We start from the raw sequence: 14723 nt of genomic DNA on the forward strand, positions 1-14723 counted from the left end.
TGGCTTATGATCGTGACCCATCAAGCGAACCGGCTGTCCGTCGGTTCGACGACCGGAAGGAATCCGTGACCGCCTCCACTCGCGCACTGGAACTCGTGCAGGCCGCAGCACTCGCGGCCGACGCCAAGCAGGCCGAGGACCTCGTCGCTCTCGACGTGACCGGGCCGTTGCAGCTCACGGACGTGTTCCTGCTCGCAACCGGTCGGAACGAGCGCAACGTGCAGTCCATCGCCGATGCCGTCGAGGAGCGCCTCCTCGAGCTCGGCGCCAAGACGCTCCGCCGCGAAGGCCGTACCGAGGGCCGCTGGGTCCTCATCGACTTCGGCGAGATCATCGTGCACGTCTTCCACGACGAAGACCGCCAGTACTACTCGCTCGAGCGTCTCTGGGCCGACTGCCCGACGATCCCGCTCGAGCTCCCGGTGGACCACACCGCCTGATCAGCGACGCGCCCGGGTGACGGCTTCGATTTCGTCGCCCGGCGTTCGCATGGTGTACGCTTCTATGGTGCCTCCGGGGAACCGGTTGGTGCAAAAGCAACACAATCTGGGTCTGTGGCGCAGCTGGTAGCGCACCTGCATGGCATGCAGGGGGTCAGGGGTTCGAGTCCCCTCAGATCCACCCAGAACCCCCATCGTTCCTCGGAACGGTGGGGGTTTTCTCGTGCGTCCGACAGTGCTTCTCGTGCGTCCGACAGTGCTTCTCGTGCGTCCGACAGTGCTCGGTGGCCCGATACGCTGAGCGCATGAGCAACGCCGCGCCGCTGTCCGGGTCCCCGCTGACGATCGCCTCCGCCGGGTACGCGGCCGACATCGCCACCGTCGGAGCGACACTGCGGACCCTGCGGCACGAGGGCCGAGACCTGGTCGTCCCGTTCGACGCCGACGAGGTCCGCCCGGTCTTCCGCGGTGCCGTCCTGGCCCCGTGGCCGAACCGGATCGTCGACGGCGAGTACTCCTTCGGCGGCGTCGACCACGAGCTGGCCCTCACCGAGCCCGCACGGCACCACGCCCTGCACGGACTCGTCGCGTGGACGGACTTCCGCGTGCAGGAGCAGGCGGACGACCGCGTGGTGCTCGCCACGACCGTCCAGGCGCAGCAGGGCTACCCGTACCGCGTCGAGGTCACCGTGGAGTACCGGCTCGACGCCGAGGGGCTGCACACCACGATCACCGGGACGAACACCGGGGCCGAGGCCGCGCCGTGGGGGACCGGCCCGCACCCGTACCTCGTCGCGGGTGCCGGCACCGTGGACGACTGGACCCTGACGCTCCCCGCCGCCCAGGTGCTCGAGGTGACGCCGGACCGGCTCGTCCCGACCGACCTGGTCCCCGTGCACGACGAGTTCGACCTGCGCACGCCCACGCTGATCGGTGACCGGTTCATCGACCACGCCTTCACCGGCTTCGACCGCGACACCGCCGGCCTCGCCACCATCGCGGTCACGGCTGCGGACGGTCACGGGGTCCGTGCGACCTTCGGGCCGGAGTGCGGCTGGGCGCAGGTGCACACCGCCGACCACGTCGTCCCCGAGTACCACCGCGCCGGTCTCGCCGTCGAGCCGATGACGTGCGCCCCCGACGCCTTCAACGACGGCGAGGACCGCGGCCTCGTGGTGCTCGCGCCCGGTGCCTCGCACGCCGCCGCATGGACGATCGCCGCGATCTGAGCACCCCCGACCCCGGCGTCCGCGTCGAGGTCCGCCGACTCGATCCGGTCCCCGACCTCGCGGCCCTGGCGGCGCAGGTCGCCGGGGACCTGGTGTGGCTCGACTCCGGCCTGCCGGACGGTGCTCCCGCCACGGCTCGGCCCCGGGCGCGCTGGTCCGTGCTGGCGTGGACGGACGGGCCGTTCGCCGCCCGGTTCCGGCACCAGGACCGTCGTGCGCACCTGACGGTCGCCGCGCCCGCCGAGGAGTGGTTCGGGCCTGCCCGATCCGGGGAGCGTCCGGCCTTCGCGGTGCTCGCGGACCTGCTCCGACGCACGCCCCGCCTGCCCGAACCGGTCGTCGGGTGCGGGTTCGCGCTGGGCTGGGTCGGGTTCCTCGGCTACGAGCTCGGCCGCGAGTCCGGCGGCCCGGACCGCACCGCCGACGGGCACGCCGACGCCGACCTGCGTTTCGTCGACCGAGCCGTCGTCGTCGACCACACCGGTGGCGCCTGGGCGCTCGCGCTCGTCGCCGAGGCGGAACCGGCGGCCAGTGCGCGCAACCGCGCGTGGCTCGAGGAGCTGAGCACCCCCACGACGTCGGCCGGCGTCGTGGACGCGGCCACGGGCCTCCCGGCCGGGGTGTCCACGGCGACCGGACGCGTGACGCGTGCCGCCTACGAGCGGGCGGTCGACGTGTGCCGCGCGGAGATCCGCGAGGGGAACGCGTTCCAGGTCTGCCTCACCACCACCTTCGCGGTCGGACAGGAGGCCCGTGGCGGCCCCGGTACGGACCCCCACCTGGGCGAGTACCTGCGGATGCGGGCGTCCGACCCCGTCCCGTTCGGCGCGTTCCTGCGGCTCGGCCCGCTGCGCGTGGCGAGCCGGTCACCGGAGCGGTTCCTGCGGATCGACGCGGTCGGAGCGGTGCTCGCGGAACCGATCAAGGGCACGCGGCGGCGGCTCGCCGACGCGGTGGCGGACGCGGTCGCGCGGGACGACCTGGCGGCGAGCCCGAAGGACCGCGCCGAGAACGTGATGATCGTCGACCTGCTGCGGAACGACCTGCTGCGGACCGCGGTGCCCGGGTCGGTGCACGTCGAGCGGCTGTGCGCCGTCGAGACGTACGCCAGCGTGCACCAGCTGGTCTCGACGATCGGGGCGGTGCTGCCGCCGGGGACGTCGCGGGCCGACGTGGTGCACGCGGCGTTCCCGCCGGGGTCGATGACCGGGGCGCCGAAGAGCAGTGCCACGGCGATCGCGGACCGGCTCGAGGGGGCGCCGCGCGGGGTGTACTCGGGTGCGATCGGGTACTTCTCGGCCAGCGGGGCGGTCGACCTGTCGGTGGCGATCCGTAGCCTCGTGACCGTGCTCGACGAGTCGGGGGCGGTGCGTTCCCGGACCCTCGGAGCCGGGGGAGCGGTGACCTGGTCGTCGGTGCCCGCGGACGAGGCGGACGAGGTCGAGACCAAGACGCGGTCGGTGCTCGGCGGAGTCGGGGCGGTGGCCAGCTGGTGAGCTGATGCCCTGATCCGAACACGTGTTCGACCAGAACTGTCCACAGATGTCGGACGCGATTGACATCATCGAACACATGTTCGAATATGAGGGCATGCAGACGGCGGCGGCACTCCGGTCGCCCACCCCGGACCGGGGCGGGCGGAGCGGTGCTGCACGCGGCGGCAGCGGCGCGGGCGGTGGCGGTGCGCGCCGTGGGACGGATCACCTGAGCGATGCCCGGGCCGCGCTCGACCGCATCACGTCCCTGCGGTCCCGGGTGGCCGACATGGAGTCCACGCGGGTCGACACCGCCGGGCTCCCCACGGCCCCGGCGCTCGAACCCCTGCTGCCCGGCGGCGCGATCCGGGTCGGTGGCACCTACGCCGTCCCCGAGTCGGTGCTGCTCGCGATCACGATGCTGCAGGCGGCCTCGGCGGCCGGGGCGTGGTGTGCGGTCGTCGGGGTGCCGTCCTTCGGGATCGAAGCCGCCGCCGCCGCGGGGATCGACCTCGAACGGCTCGTGCTCGTCCCCGATCCCGGTGACCAGTGGCTCGCCGTGACGGCGGCGATGGCCGACGTCGCCCAGATCGTCCTCACCCGACCGCTCGGCCGGGTCGTGCCGGGCGACGTGGCACGGCTGTCGGCTCGGCTGCGACAGCGCGGTGGCGCACTCGTCGCGCTCGGCTCCTGGCCCGGGGCGGACGTCACGCTGCGGGTCACGTCCTCGACGTGGAGCGGCATCGGTCAGGGCCACGGCCACCTGACGGAGCGCCGGGCCACCGTGACCGCGACCGGGCGTGCCGGCGCGGTGCGTCCGGCGACCGCCGAGCTGCTCCTGCCCGCGGCCGACGGTGCGGTCCGGGCCGCCAGAGCGGTGCCGACGGTGGGCTCCGGGGACACCCGCGTGCTGCGGCCCGTGGCGGTGGCGTCGTGATCGCCTCCGGGCGCGTCCGGACCGACGCGATCACGCGGGGAGCGGCACTGCCCGAACCACCCCCGACCCGGACGATCGTGCTCTGGTGCCCGGACTGGCCGGTCATCGCTGCGGCTCGGGCCGGTGGCACCCCGCCGGAGCAGCCACTCGCCCTGACCGCGAAGGGGCTCGTGTTCGCGAGCTCCGCGTCCGCGCGTGAGCAGGGTGTCGTGCGGGGGCTCCGCGTGCGTGAGGCGCAGGCGCGGTGCCCCGAGCTCCTCGTGCAGCCCTACGACGACGCCCTCGACCACCGCGCCTTCGAGCCCGTCATCCGTGCGGTCGAGGCGGCGGTCCCCGGGGTCGAGGTGCTGCGGCCGGGCACCCTCGCGCTCCGCGCCCGCGGGCCGGCCCGGTACTACGGCGGTGAGCGCGCGGCGGCGGCGACCCTTGCCGGCATCGCGGCCGACCACGGCGCCCCCGCGGTACGGGCCGGGGTGGCCGACACCCCGTTCGCGGCGGACCAGGCCGCCCGGGCCCGTCCGGTGCGTCCCGGTGAACGGGTGCGGCTCGTGCCCGTCGGGGGATCGGCCGACTTCCTCGCGCACCTGCCGCTCGGTGTGCTCGGCGACCCCGACCTCACGACGGTGCTCGACCGGCTCGGCATCACCACGCTCGGCGACTTCGCGGCACTCGGCGACGAACAGGTGCGGGACCGCTTCGGCGTGGCCGGGGCGTTCCTGCACCGGTTGGCCGGGGGCCGCGACCCCCGCGAGATCGCGGCGCGGGAGATCCCGCCGGAACTCCGGGTCGAGGCGTCGTTCGAACCCCCGCTGGACCGTGCCGACCAGATCGCGTTCGCGTTCCGGCGTTCCGCCGACGACTTCGCCGAGCGACTCCGGGCCGCGGGGCTCGTGGCGACGACCATCCGCGTGGGGATCGTCGACGAGCGCGACATCCTGCTCGAACGGACCTGGGCGCACCCGCGCTGGTTCGACGCCGCCGACGTGGTCGACCGGGTGCGGTGGCAGCTCGCCGGCGGGGTGGACCCCAGCGGGCTCGAGGCGCCGGTCACCTCGGTCGTGCTCGAGCCGGTCGCCGTCGACGACATGGCGAACCACGAGCGCGGGCTGTGGGGCTCCGGCCCGGACGAGCGCGTGCACCACGGCCTCGCCCGGATCCAGGGCATGGTCGGCCACGACGGTGTGGTGAGTCCGCGCATCGGTGGTGGCCGCACCCTGTCCGAGCGCGTGGTGCTCGTGCCGTGGGGCGACGCGCCAGCCGGTGGTGAGCGAGCCCTGGCGACCGTGCGCGACCGCCCGTGGCCCGGCAAGCTACCCGGCCCGCCCCCCGCCACCGTGCTCGAGCGCCCCCGACCGGTCGACGTCGTCGCCGTCGGTGGTGTGAGCGTCGACGTCGACGAGCGCGGCGTGCTGTCCGGCGCACCCGAACGGTTCCGTGCCGAGGGCGACCGGGGCGGCGGCTTCTCGGCCGTGACGGCCTGGGCGGGTCCGTGGCCGCTCGTCGTGCGGTGGTGGGAGTCCGGCGGCCGACGCCTGCACCGGTTGCAGCTCGTCGACGCCGAGGGGCGTGCCTGGTACCTGGTGCTGGCGGACCACCGCTGGTGGGCCGAGGCGATCGCGACGTGACCCAGACCACCACCACCAACAGGAGCGTGACCTGATGGGCTACAGCAACCCACCCATCCCGTGGTCGCAGTTCGAGCGCGCGCTGTCCGACAAGCGGAGCCCGGGCACGGCGCACGACGGCGACGGCGGCGACAGCCCGGCGTGGTCGCGGAAGCGCGAGCCGTACGTCCCGTCACCGCTCGACACCGACGGCGGACCCGTGGTGCCGTACGCCGAACTGCACGCGCACTCGGCCTTCAGCTTCCTCGACGGCGCCAGTCAGCCCGAGCACCTGTTCGAAGAAGCTGCTCGGCTCCGACTGCACGCCCTCGCGCTCACCGACCACGACGGCTTCTACGGGGCCGCCCGGATGGCCGAGGTCGCCGAGTCGTACCCGCAGGTCGGCACCGTCTTCGGCACCGAGCTGTCCCTGGGGTTGACCGAACCGCAGAACGGTGTGCCCGACCCCGAGGGCTCGCACCTGCTCCTGCTCGCCGACGGCCAGGACGGCTACCACCGGCTCGCCGGCGCGGTGACGAGCGCACACCTGGCCGCCGGGTCCGAGAAGGGCAGCCCGCAGTACGACCTCGACGACCTCGCCGCGCGGGCGAACGGGCACTGGCGCGTCCTCACGGGGTGCCGGAAGGGCTCCGTGCGGCAGGCCCTCGAGCAGGGTGGCGAGTCCGCCGCCGAGACCGCGCTCCGGGTGCTGCTCGACCGGTTCGGCAGCCGCAACGTCGTCGTGGAGCTGCTCGACCACGGCGACCCGCTCGACAGCGCCCGCAACGACGCCCTGGCCGCCCTCGCCGCGAAGCACGCGCTGCCCCTGGTCGCCACCGGCAACGTGCACTACGCCACCCCCGACCGGTTCCCGGTGGCGACCGCACTCGCGGCGGTGCGCGCCCGCCGCAGCCTCGACGAGATCGACGGCTGGCTGCCGGCCGCCGACACCGCCCACCTGCGCTCCGGCGCCGAGATGGCCAGACGGTTCGGGCGCTACCCCGGCGCGATCGAGCGGACCGTGGAGCTCGCCGACGAGCTCGGGTTCCGGCTGAAGACCGTGCAGCCCGGGCTGCCCGACCTCGACGTCCCGGACGGACACACCGCGATGTCGTGGCTCCGCGAGCTCACGTGGACGGGTGCCCGGCGGTTCTACCCCGGCAGCGCCGACGGCGTCGACCCCCGCAAGCGGGAGCGCATCGAGCGTGAGCTGTCCGTGATCGAGGAGAAGAACTTCCCGGGGTACTTCCTGATCGTGCGCGACATGGTGCAGTACGCCCGCGGTCGGGGCATCCTCTGCCAGGGGCGGGGCTCGGCGGCGAACTCGGCGGTCTGCTACCTGCTCGAGATCACCGCGGTGGACTCGATCCGGTACGGGCTGCCGTTCGAGCGGTTCCTGTCGGCGATGCGCGACGAGGAACCCGACATCGACGTCGACTTCGACTCGGATCGCCGCGAAGAGGTGATCCAGTACGTGTACGCCAAGTACGGCCGGCACAACGCCGCCCAGGTCGCGAACGTCATCACCTACCGGCCCAAGGGTGCGGTGCGTGACATGGCGAAGGCGCTCGGCCACAGCCCCGGGCAGCAGGACGCCTGGTCGAAGCAGGTCGAGCGGTGGGGCTCGGTGACCGAGAGCCAGGACCACGACATCCCGCCGGCGGTCGTCGGGCTCGCGAGCGACGTCCTCGGGTTCCCGCGGCACCTCGGCATCCACTCCGGCGGCATGGTGCTGACCGACCGTCCGGTGGGCGAGGTCGTGCCGATCGAGCACGCCCGGATGGACGGCCGCACCGTGCTGCAGTGGGACAAGGACGACTGCGCCTACATGGGGCTCGTGAAGTTCGACATGCTCGGGCTCGGCATGCTCGCGGCCCTGCAGTACTCGTTCGACCTGGCGGCAGAGCACTGCGGGGAGCGCTGGGAGATGCACTCCATCCCGAAGGAAGAACAGGGGGTCTACGACCAGCTCTGCCGCGCGGACACGATCGGGGTGTTCCAGGTGGAGTCCCGCGCGCAGATGGGCACCCTGCCCCGACTGCTCCCGCGGCGGTTCTACGACCTGGTGATCGAGGTCGCACTCGTCCGACCCGGGCCCATCCAGGGCGGCGCGGTGCACCCGTACATCCGCCGGCGCACGGGCGAGGAACCGATCACCTACATGCACCCTGCGCTCGAACCCGTGCTCGAACGCACCCTCGGGGTCCCGCTGTTCCAGGAACAGCTCATGCAGATGGCGATCGCGGTCGGCAACTGCTCCGGTGACGACGCCGACCTGCTGCGACGGGCGATGGGGTCGAAGCGCGGGCACGAGAAGATCGACCGGTTGCGGGACAAGCTCTACACGGGGATGGCGGACAACGGCATCCACGGTGCGGACGCCGACGCGATCTACGCGAAGATCCAGGCCTTCGCGAACTTCGGCTTCGCGGAGAGCCACTCGATCAGCTTCGCCCTCATCGTCTACGCGAGCGCGTGGATGCGGCTGCACTACCCGGGGGCGTTCCTGGCGGCGCTGCTCCGGGCGCAGCCGATGGGGTTCTACTCACCGCAGACCCTGGTGGCCGACGCCCGACGGCACGGCGTCCGCGTGCTGCGACCGGACATCCTGCGGTCCGGGGTCGACGCCACGCTCGAACCGCTGCCGGACGGGGACGCCCCGGCCGGTGACGACGCCTGCCTGGCCACCGAGCAGCCGCCGGTGCTGCCCTTCGACAAGGCGCTCCCCGACGACACCGCGAGCCACCGTCGCGACGGTGCCTTCGCCGTGCGGCTCGGGCTCGCCGAGGTCGCGTCGCTCAGCCGGAAGAGCGCCGAGAAGATCGTCGCGGAGCGGGACGCGAACGGTCCCTTCCGCGACATGTCGGACCTGGCCCGGCGGGTCGGGCTCACCACGCCGCAGCTCGAGGCCCTCGCCGCCGCCGACGCCTTCGCCCCGTTCGACATCGACCGCCGCGGTGCGATGTGGTCGGCTGCCCAGGCGGCCGCCGAGCGTCCGGACCAGTTGCCGGACACACAGGTGTTCGTGCAGCCGCCGCTGTTCGGTCAGATGACGAGCGGGGACGTGCTCATCGCCGACATGTGGTCGACGGGCATGACGACCGACGACCACCCCGTCCGGCACGTGCGCGACCGGCTCGCCGCCCGCCGGGTGCTCAGCGTGCAGGACACCGCGACCGCCGAGACCGGACGACGGGTCGAGGTCGGCGGGATCGTGACGCACCGGCAGCGTCCGGCGACGGCCTCCGGCATCACGTTCCTGAACGTGGAGGACGAGACCGGGCTGGTCAACGTCATCTGCAGCGTCGGGGTCTGGGGGCGCTTCCGCCGGGTGGCGCGGGAGTCCCCGGCGGTGATCGTCCGGGGCATCCTCGAGCGCTCACCCGACGGGGTGGTCAACCTGGTGGCGGACCGCATCGAGCACCTGTCGCTGTCCGTCCGCACCCGCTCGCGGGACTTCCAGTGAGCGGTCGTGCGCAGGTGAGCGGTCGCACTCGAGTGAGCGGTCGTGCCCGAGTGAACGGTCGTGCTCAGCGCACCTCGGGCAGGCGGACCGTGACCTCGAGTCCACCGGCAGGCACGTTGCGGAGGGACGCCGTGCCTCCCGCCCGTTCCGCCACCGCACGCACGATCGCGAGTCCCAGCCCGGAGCCGCCGGGCAGGGCGCCGGCACCGGTCGACGGGTCCGGGTTCGGGCGGGACGTCCGGGCTTCGTCCGGACGGGTGAAGCGGTCGAACGCCACCGGGATGAAGGACTCGGGCACGCCGGGGCCGTCGTCGGTGATCTGCAGCACGCCCTCGCCGCCGGTGCTCCGCCAGGACACGAAGATGCCGCCGCCGCGGGGGAGTGCGGACACGGCGTTGCCCGCGATGTTCGTCACGAGCTGGGCCATCCCGCCGGTGTCGATCCGGTACCGCGGTTCGACGGTGCCGCCGCCGATGCCCGGGCCGGAACCGCCGACGGCGACGGGCGGCTCGAGGTCGAAGTCGACGGTGACGTCCTTCGCCGAGGCGATGAGCCGGACGCGGTCGACCGCGGCCATCACCTCGTCGCCGAGGTCCGACCACGCGGTCTCGGGGCGCCGGTCGCCGTCCTGTTCACGGCGCTCCGACTCCTCGATCCGCGACAGCGCGAGCAGGTCGTTCGCCAGCCGCGACAACCGCGCGACGCTGTGCTTGGCGCGTTCGATGTGGGCGGCGAGGGCGGCGGCGTCGTTCCCGTCGAGCGAGGCGAGGTCGAGCTGGGTCGTCAGGATCGCCAGGGGTGTCCGGAGCTCGTGGCTGGCGTCCGACACCATCTGGCGTTCGCGCTCGGTCGCCTGCCGGGTCCGGGCGAGGAAGGCGTTGAGCGTGGTCGCCAGGGATGCCAGCTCGTCCTGGGCAGGGCCCACCGGCAGTTCGGCACGCTCCGGGGCGACGGAGAGCCGTTCGGCCTCGCGGCGCATCCGGTTCACCGGGCGCAGCGCGGTGGTCGCGAGCACCCAGGACGCCACGCCGAAGGCGAGCAGGATGGCCAGACCGGTCAACGACAGGGTGGTCGTGAGGTCGTCGACGACGATGGCCTCGGCCTGCGAGTTACGAGCGGCCACGACCGTCCAGCGGCCGGCCTCGTTGACGGGGTGCTCCACCACGACGCGGTACTCCGAGCCGGAGACGGTGATGATCGAGGTGCCGGCAGGGGTGGACCGCAGGCTGCCGAGCGCCTGCTCGACACGATCGGGCATCGTCGACAGCACGATCTCGCCGGACGGGGACACGACGGCGACGAGCTGCGCGTTGCCCGGCGGCGACAGGTCGGGGTCGCTGTCGACCTCGAGCGTGGCGACGTACGGGTCGGCGTCGGCGTCGAGCAGCGTGCGCGTCGCACTCGCGACGACGCTCACCACCTGGAACCGCATCACCAGGACGAGCAGCAGGATGACGATCGCGGCGATCGCCGTCGAGCCGATCGTGATCCGGGCACGCAGCGACAGCAGACGCAGCGGCCGGATCGGACCGCCGCGTCGGCGGTCCGATCGTGGGGCGTCGTCGGCCCCGCTCACGCCCCGAGCAGATCCAGGCGGTACCCGCGACCGCGGACCGTGGCGATGGCGACGGTGGCCTCGTGCGCGGTGAGCTTCTTGCGGAGGTACGAGATGTACTGCTCGACCACGTTCGGGTCGACGTGCTGCGAACCGTCCCAGACCTCTTCGAGGATCTTCGGGCGGTCGACGACACTGCCTGCGGAGCGGGCGAGCAGTCGGAGCAGGGCGAACTCGGTGGGGCTCACGGCGACGCGCTGCCCCTTGATCGAGATGCGGCGCGCCTCGGAGTCGATCGACACGTCCCCGACCTCGATCGTGCGGGGCGCCCCGGCGGACTCGCGACGGCCGAGGGCACGCAGCCGGGCGGTGAGCTCGGCGAAGGCGAAGGGCTTGGTGAGGTAGTCGTCCGCACCGGCGTCGAGCCCGAACACGCGGTCGTCGACGGCGTCGCGCGCGGTCACGAGCAGAATCCGCACGGGGTCCTCGCGCTCACGGATCCGTCGGGCGAGCTCGAAGCCGGACATGCCGGGCATCATCACGTCCACGACCGCCAGGTCGAACGCCTGCTCGCCGAGGGCGATGAGCGCCTCGACACCGTTCTCGACGGCCGTGACCCGGTACCCCTCGGCCGCGAGTCCGCGTTCCATCAGGGCACGCATCTCGTCGTCGTCCTCGACCACCAACAGCCGCATAGTGGACCTCCTCGGACCCATCGTGGCATCGAACCGGCGCGGAGGGCCGTTCTCCGGGGCCGACTCGCTGAATCTCGTCACAGGACGGAGCAGAACGGTCTGTCCCACGTCCTGGGGACGTGAGCGCGGCTTGCTTCGTTGCTAGGCTCCGGCAGCGGACAGCGCGACCCGATGCGCCGCCCGCACTGGGGGATCATGAACGACTCGATCGACCACCCGGCCATCGTGCGCCTGCGCGTCGAACTGGACGCCGCGTGGAAGGGCATCGGCGCGCTCGCGCAGCTGGAGGACGCTCCGCGCGACCGCGTGGTCGCGGAGCTGCGGACGGCGGTGCCGGACGTGGCGAGCCGTGCTGCACGCGAGGTCGGCACCGAGGCCGTCGTCGCCGAGATCAGCCGGTACGCCGACGCCGGCATCCCGGGTGCGACCGCGACCGACGTCGTGCCGACCGCGGTGATCTGGTCGGACGTCGTCCGGACAGCGTCGGAAGCGGCCTGCGCAGCGCGCTGAAGCGGACCGACTAGTCGTCCTCGCCGAGCAGCTCGCCACGCACCCGTCGGATGTCCTCGAGCAGCGCCCCGATGAGCACCCAGTGCCGGGAGTTCGGGCGCACCACCTCGAGCGGCGCGGTGAGCGCCGGCTCCGAGGCCTCGGCCCACGGCTCGGCGTCCGGTCCGAAGGCGCTGGCGTCCGTCCGGCCGAGCCCGTCCACCGGGTCGAGCCGTGTCGATTCGACCCGCGCACTGAGTGCTCGGACGTCCGCACCGATCCGTGCCACCTCGGTGGCGATGCCGTGCACCACCGGGTCGTCGCGCAGGTCCGGTGCGGTGTTGTCGCGGATCGCCCGGGTCATCCCGGTGACCCGGGCCACCAGGACGCGCAGGTGGTCGGTGATCGCCACGTCGCGGTCGAGGATCGTCCGGTGCCGGCCGCCGCGCGGGTTCATCGTCAGGGACTCGCGCGCCGACCCCAGGGACGCCTCGGCCTTGGCGTGCTGCTGCCGCAGTGCACGGGCGGCGACGAGCGCCTCGTCCCAGCGCTCGCGGTCCCACCCTTCGGTCAGGCCGATCGCGATCCGCTCGAACGCCACCGCGGTGTCGCGGGCGAGCCGGGCGACGGCGAGGTGCGCCGGTTCGAGCAGCACGGGCGGCACGATGAGCGCGTTCACGACGAGGGCGACGATCGCACCGATCACGGTCTCGAGGACCCGGTCGGCGGAGTAGTTCGGCGTCACGACCCCGGCGGTGAGCACGAGCATCCCGCTGATCCCCACCTGGGTGGCCGAGGTCGGGGTGAGCCGGAGCGCCCACGCGATGAGGATCGCGAGCACGATGACGAGCAGCACGACGAAGACGCCGTCGCCGAGCAGCAGGTGGAACCCGGTGGCCAGCACGACGCCGATCACCACGCCGGCGCTCCGCTCGAGCCCCTTCACGAACGACTGGTTGATGCTCGGCTGGACCACGAGCAGGGCAGCGATCGCCGCGAAGGTGGGGAACGGCCCCTGGATGACCAGGCGGCAGAGGAGCACGGCGGCGACCACCGCGACGGCGGTCTTCACGACCTGCAGGAACGGCGTGCGACTGGAGCTGCGGAGGCGCGCGACCGGGTTCACACCGACCACGGTAGCCACCGGCCCCGCGCCGAGCCGTGCACGAACGCGACGAAACCCGCGCGACACTGTTGACTGATCTCGTGTGGCCCAACCATGAGCGCGTCATCCCGCAGGCCTTCGCCGGCTCCGGGACCTCTGTCGTGGCCGCGCGGGCGCACTCCGTCGAGCCCTCGGGCAACGGTTACCTGTACGGCTACGAGGTCGACACGGTGGACCGCAACGGCCAGCGCGCCACGGTCCTGACCTACGTCGACACCGGCGGCACCCACGACCAGAACAGCGCGATCGTCACCGACCCCGCGACGGGCGACCCGGTGTCGGTGTGGGCGTACCCGAACGACCCCGGCCTGCCGGTGCTGCCGCAGGTCACCTACCGCGACGCCGTCGCCGAGCTGCTGACCACGCTCGGCATGCCCGTCACGGACCCGGTGCTCACCGTGGCGGCCTACCGGCCCGGCAAGCGCGCGGTCGTGCGCGTCGACGCCCCCGAGCGCACCCTGTTCCTGAAGATCGTCCGTCCGCACCGGGTCGCGCCGATCGTGCAGTCGCACGAGCAGTTCGTCGCGGCCGGTCTGCCGGTGCCGCGCGTGCTGTCCAGCCGTGGCGACGGCCTGCTCGTGCTCGAGCGCATCCGCGGCGTGCCCGCGGGCAGCCGCATCCTCGACATCGCCGACGACCCGCGTTTCGTGGCGTCGCTCGCCGCGCTGAGCGGTCGGGTCGCCACCGTCCCGATGACCCAGCAGGCGCGCGCCGACGCGATGGACCACGCCGACTGGCACCGTCGCACGCTCATCGCCGCGCTTCCGCGCGACGCCGAGGAGATCGACCGCCTGTACGACGCCATCGGCCGCCGCTCCATCGGCTGGTCGAGTTCGACCAAGCAGGTCGTGCACGGCGACCTGCACCTGGAGCAGGTGTTCGTCGACGAGGACGAGCCGTGGCGCATCTCCGGCCTCCTCGACATCGACACCGCGGGCTGGGGCTTCCCCGTCCGTGACGTCGGCGCCGTCGTCGCCCACCTCGTGGTCACCGGGCTCTGGCACCGGTCCCGCGGGGACGCCGAGCGCGGTGCCGCCGCCGAGCGCCTCGCCGACGCGATCGCCCGCGACTGGGTCACGCGCAACCCGCGCGAGGCCGACCGCATCGGACCCGCCATCGGCGCCCAGCTGCTCGCCCACGCCGGCGGCCAGGCGACCACCGGCTCCGCCAACGGGATCCAGACCGCCCAGCAGCTCCTCGCCGCGACGCAGGCCGCCCTGGCGGACGCGGCCCCGACCCTCCCGACCGGTGGCTCGACCCGCCCGCGGTCCGCACCGCAGGCCTGAGACGCGACCGAAGGACGGACCGGAGGCGCGGGTCGGGTCCGCAACGGGCCTCCCGTCCGCCGTCGCGACGCGCGCGGGCAACGCGCCGGTCGCCTCTGTCGGTCGTCCCGGAGTAAACTGAGCGCGCACGCACCGCGTTCCCGCGTGCCGCGTCGATTCCGGACGCAGCCGTCGATCACTTGATCGACGCGGGGACCGGGCCGTGACCGCCCCGAGGGGGCATCACGTGCGTGTGACGACGCCGGATCCCGGCGCGGACCGTCCGAACCTGCTCCCGGCAGGTGCTCGTGTGGAACGGCTCGCGGGAGTCCACCGGACGTCCCGAAGCGGGGACCGGCGATGCGGTGGGCCACGGTGGCCCGCAGCCGAACCGGAGCCGCGC

Annotated in this window: 11 protein-coding genes and 1 tRNA gene; 9 read left to right on the plus strand and 3 right to left on the minus strand. The window is 73.3% G+C overall.

Annotation, left to right across the window (positions count from 1 at the left end):
• Positions 1–65 precede the first annotated feature (65 nt).
• The 7 genes from rsfS to DEJ27_RS06510 all read left to right on the plus strand — a co-directional run bounded on the left by rsfS (position 66) and on the right by DEJ27_RS06510 (position 9151).
• A complete protein-coding gene (rsfS, locus tag DEJ27_RS06480; protein WP_027464721.1) occupies positions 66–440 on the plus strand; it encodes a ribosome silencing factor in 375 nt (124 codons plus the stop codon).
• Between the two features lie 108 nt (positions 441–548).
• Positions 549–621: transfer RNA gene (locus DEJ27_RS06485), tRNA-Ala, on the plus strand.
• 124 nt (positions 622–745) lie between these two features.
• Complete coding sequence (locus tag DEJ27_RS06490; RefSeq protein WP_110859235.1) at positions 746–1669, plus strand: aldose 1-epimerase family protein; 924 nt, start codon at positions 746–748, stop codon at positions 1667–1669.
• Complete coding sequence (locus tag DEJ27_RS06495) at positions 1648–3165, plus strand: anthranilate synthase component I family protein (RefSeq protein WP_110859236.1); 1518 nt, start codon at positions 1648–1650, stop codon at positions 3163–3165. Before DEJ27_RS06490 ends, DEJ27_RS06495 begins: the two co-directional genes overlap by 22 nt.
• A 76-nt stretch (positions 3166–3241) precedes the next feature.
• The gene (locus DEJ27_RS06500; protein WP_181420003.1) at positions 3242–4081 is read left to right on the plus strand and encodes a hypothetical protein; all 840 of its coding nucleotides are present in this window, start codon (positions 3242–3244) and stop codon (positions 4079–4081) included.
• A complete protein-coding gene (locus DEJ27_RS06505) occupies positions 4078–5706 on the plus strand; it encodes a DNA polymerase Y family protein (RefSeq protein ID WP_110859237.1) in 1629 nt (542 codons plus the stop codon). Before DEJ27_RS06500 ends, DEJ27_RS06505 begins: the two co-directional genes overlap by 4 nt.
• Before the next feature lie 34 nt (positions 5707–5740).
• The gene (locus DEJ27_RS06510; protein WP_111090537.1) at positions 5741–9151 is read left to right on the plus strand and encodes an error-prone DNA polymerase; all 3411 of its coding nucleotides are present in this window, start codon (positions 5741–5743) and stop codon (positions 9149–9151) included.
• 64 nt (positions 9152–9215) lie between these two features.
• Here DEJ27_RS06510 and DEJ27_RS06515 read toward each other — a convergent pair whose 3' ends face one another.
• Together DEJ27_RS06515 and DEJ27_RS06520 are read right to left on the minus strand one after the other, a co-directional pair.
• Positions 9216–10727 (minus strand): cell wall metabolism sensor histidine kinase WalK, encoded by a 1512-nt coding sequence (locus DEJ27_RS06515; RefSeq protein WP_110859239.1) that lies wholly within the window; start codon positions 10725–10727, stop codon positions 9216–9218.
• A complete protein-coding gene (locus DEJ27_RS06520; protein ID WP_017885962.1) occupies positions 10724–11401 on the minus strand; it encodes a response regulator transcription factor in 678 nt (225 codons plus the stop codon). Before DEJ27_RS06520 ends, DEJ27_RS06515 begins: the two co-directional genes overlap by 4 nt.
• 195 nt (positions 11402–11596) lie before the next feature.
• Between DEJ27_RS06520 and DEJ27_RS06525 the strand changes: the two genes are divergently transcribed.
• Positions 11597–11911 carry a hypothetical protein gene (locus DEJ27_RS06525; protein ID WP_111191956.1) on the plus strand — a complete coding sequence of 105 codons (315 nt, stop codon included), beginning with the start codon at positions 11597–11599 and terminating at the stop codon, positions 11909–11911.
• A gap of 10 nt (positions 11912–11921) precedes the next feature.
• Here DEJ27_RS06525 and DEJ27_RS06530 read toward each other — a convergent pair whose 3' ends face one another.
• Positions 11922–13016, minus strand: a complete 1095-nt coding sequence (locus DEJ27_RS06530; RefSeq protein ID WP_110859370.1) for an aromatic acid exporter family protein — start codon at positions 13014–13016, stop codon at positions 11922–11924.
• 80 nt (positions 13017–13096) lie between these two features.
• Between DEJ27_RS06530 and DEJ27_RS06535 the strand changes: the two genes are divergently transcribed.
• Positions 13097–14341 (plus strand): phosphotransferase enzyme family protein, encoded by a 1245-nt coding sequence (locus tag DEJ27_RS06535; protein WP_110859241.1) that lies wholly within the window; start codon positions 13097–13099, stop codon positions 14339–14341.
• Positions 14342–14723: the final 382 nt, after the last annotated feature.

The organism is Curtobacterium sp. MCPF17_018, from assembly GCF_003234135.1.
Lineage (GTDB): Bacteria > Actinomycetota > Actinomycetes > Actinomycetales > Microbacteriaceae > Curtobacterium > Curtobacterium flaccumfaciens.

Coding starts and splice junctions, on each gene's coding strand:
- DEJ27_RS06490 (WP_110859235.1), top strand. CDS start 746: ATGAGCAACGCCGCGCCGCTGTCCGGGTCCCCGCTGACGATCGCCTCC.
- DEJ27_RS06495 (WP_110859236.1), top strand. CDS start 1,648: ATGGACGATCGCCGCGATCTGAGCACCCCCGACCCCGGCGTCCGCGTC.
- DEJ27_RS06500 (WP_181420003.1), top strand. CDS start 3,242: ATGTTCGAATATGAGGGCATGCAGACGGCGGCGGCACTCCGGTCGCCC.
- DEJ27_RS06510 (WP_111090537.1), top strand. CDS start 5,741: ATGGGCTACAGCAACCCACCCATCCCGTGGTCGCAGTTCGAGCGCGCG.
- DEJ27_RS06520 (WP_017885962.1), bottom strand. CDS start 11,401: ATGCGGCTGTTGGTGGTCGAGGACGACGACGAGATGCGTGCCCTGATG.
- DEJ27_RS06525 (WP_111191956.1), top strand. CDS start 11,597: ATGAACGACTCGATCGACCACCCGGCCATCGTGCGCCTGCGCGTCGAA.